We start from the raw sequence: 1,657 nt of genomic DNA, 5'->3' as shown, positions 1-1,657 counted from the left end.
CGCCCTTGAGCAGCACGGTGACGCCGAGCGTCTCGGCCGCGCGGGATGCCGCGGCCGCGGCATCCGCCCTGATCTCATCCAACGTGAGCGGCGACCTCGTGCGCTCCAGCGTGCGCTCGAGCTCGCGGTAGTGCGGCACGATCACCGCGGGCCCGGCAGCGGCGTCGACGCGATCGAGCGCGCCTGCGTCGATGACGAGCGGCACGCCGTCCATGAGCGCGGCGCCGAGGTGCGTGTTGTCGTCCATGGTGCGCTGCGCGGCGCCGGGGATGCCCGAACCGACCAGCCACGCCTGCACGCGGCCCGTGCCCGTGACCACCTCGGGCCGCTTGCGCAGCACGAGCCCCGTCGGGGTCGGCGGGCCGACGTAGCGCACCATGCCGACGCCGGTGCGCACGGCGGCCTCGACGCCGAGCACGGCGGCCCCGGGGAAGGCCTCAGAGCCGGTCGCGACCCCGAGGACCCCCCTCGTGTACTTGTCGTCGCCGGCGACGGGTGCCCGCAGCATCCGCGCCGTGTCCTCCGGTGTCCACACCCGCTCTGCCGTCATGTGACCACGATAGGTTCGTGAGCGTGAGCTCGCCCATCTCCCTTCCCGGCCGCACCGTCGTCTTCGACTACGGCGAGGTGATCTCGCTGACGCCGACAGAGGCAGACCGCGCGGTGATCCTCGACCTCGCGGGCGCACCGGCCGAGCCGTTCTGGCAGGCATACTTCGCGCACCGCAACGGGCTCGACCAGGGCACCGCCGACGTGGCGGCCTACTGGCGTGCGATCGGCGCCGAGCTCGGAATCGCGTGGTCCGATGCGCGCATCCACGAGCTGTGGGCCGCCGACTTTCGCTCGTGGCTGTCGGTGAACCCGGGCACGATCGAGGTGCTCGCCGATCTCAAGGCGGGCGGCACGCCCCTCGCACTGCTGTCGAACGCGGGCCCCGACTTCGGGTCGTACTTCCGCCACGGGCCCCTGTCGGACTGGTTCGACCGCTTCTATGTCTCCGGCGAGCTGAAGCTGCTGAAGCCCGAGGCGGCGATCTACCGGCACGTGCTCGACGACCTCGGAATCTCGGCGGAGCAGATGGTGTTCACCGACAACAGGGCCGACAACGTGGCGGGTGCCGAGGCGCTCGGCATCACGGGTCACGTGTTCACCGACCCTGCCGCGCTCCGCGTCTTCCTCAACTCGCTGGCCGAGTAGCCCGCGCCAGCCCCACCCGCTGGTCGAGTAGCCCGCGCCAGCCCCCACCCGCTGGTCGAGTAGCCCGCGCCAGCCCCCACCCGCTGGTCGAGTAGCCCGCGCGAAGCCGGGCGTATCGAGACCCCACTCCGACAGAAAGCACCGATGCCCTCCCAGCTCTTCACCCCGATCACCCTCGGCCCGATCGCGTTCGCGAACCGCGTCTTCATCGCGCCGATGTGCCAGTACGCGGTCGAGAAGCGCGACGGCGTGCCGACCGACTGGCACCTCGTGCACCTCGGCTCGCTCGCGTCGGGCGGGGCCGCGCTCGTGATCACCGAGGCGACGGCGGTCTCGCCCGAGGGGCGTATCTCGCCCGAGGACACCGGCATCTGGAACGACGAGCAGAAGGACGCCTGGGCGCGCATCGTCGGCTTCGTGCATGAGCGCGGGGCGAAGGCGGGCATCCAGCTGCAGCACG

3 protein-coding genes are annotated in these 1,657 nt (G+C 71.8%); 2 read left to right on the top strand and 1 reads right to left on the bottom strand.

All coding sequences use genetic code 11. The annotated features are described in order from the left end of the window. Nucleotides 1-550, bottom strand: a 550-nt coding sequence (locus ACM2XV_RS15055) for an ADP-dependent NAD(P)H-hydrate dehydratase (protein WP_487027527.1), incomplete at its 3' end; no start/stop codon positions are given. A 23-nt stretch (nucleotides 551-573) separates the two neighbouring features. On the opposite strand from ACM2XV_RS15055, the gene ACM2XV_RS15050 reads away from it, so the two are divergent. Together ACM2XV_RS15050 and ACM2XV_RS15045 are read left to right on the top strand one after the other, a co-directional pair. After that, the gene (locus tag ACM2XV_RS15050) at nucleotides 574-1,197 is read left to right on the top strand and encodes an HAD family hydrolase (RefSeq protein ID WP_487027526.1); all 624 of its coding nucleotides are present in this window, start codon (nucleotides 574-576) and stop codon (nucleotides 1,195-1,197) included. Between the two features lie 144 nt (nucleotides 1,198-1,341). After that, the coding region (locus ACM2XV_RS15045; RefSeq protein ID WP_487027525.1) for an oxidoreductase at nucleotides 1,342-1,657 on the top strand (316 nt) is incomplete at its 3' end.

Source organism: Gryllotalpicola sp. CP2-P1 (assembly GCF_057512245.1).
This window is presented reverse-complemented; position numbering and strand designations above follow the sequence as displayed.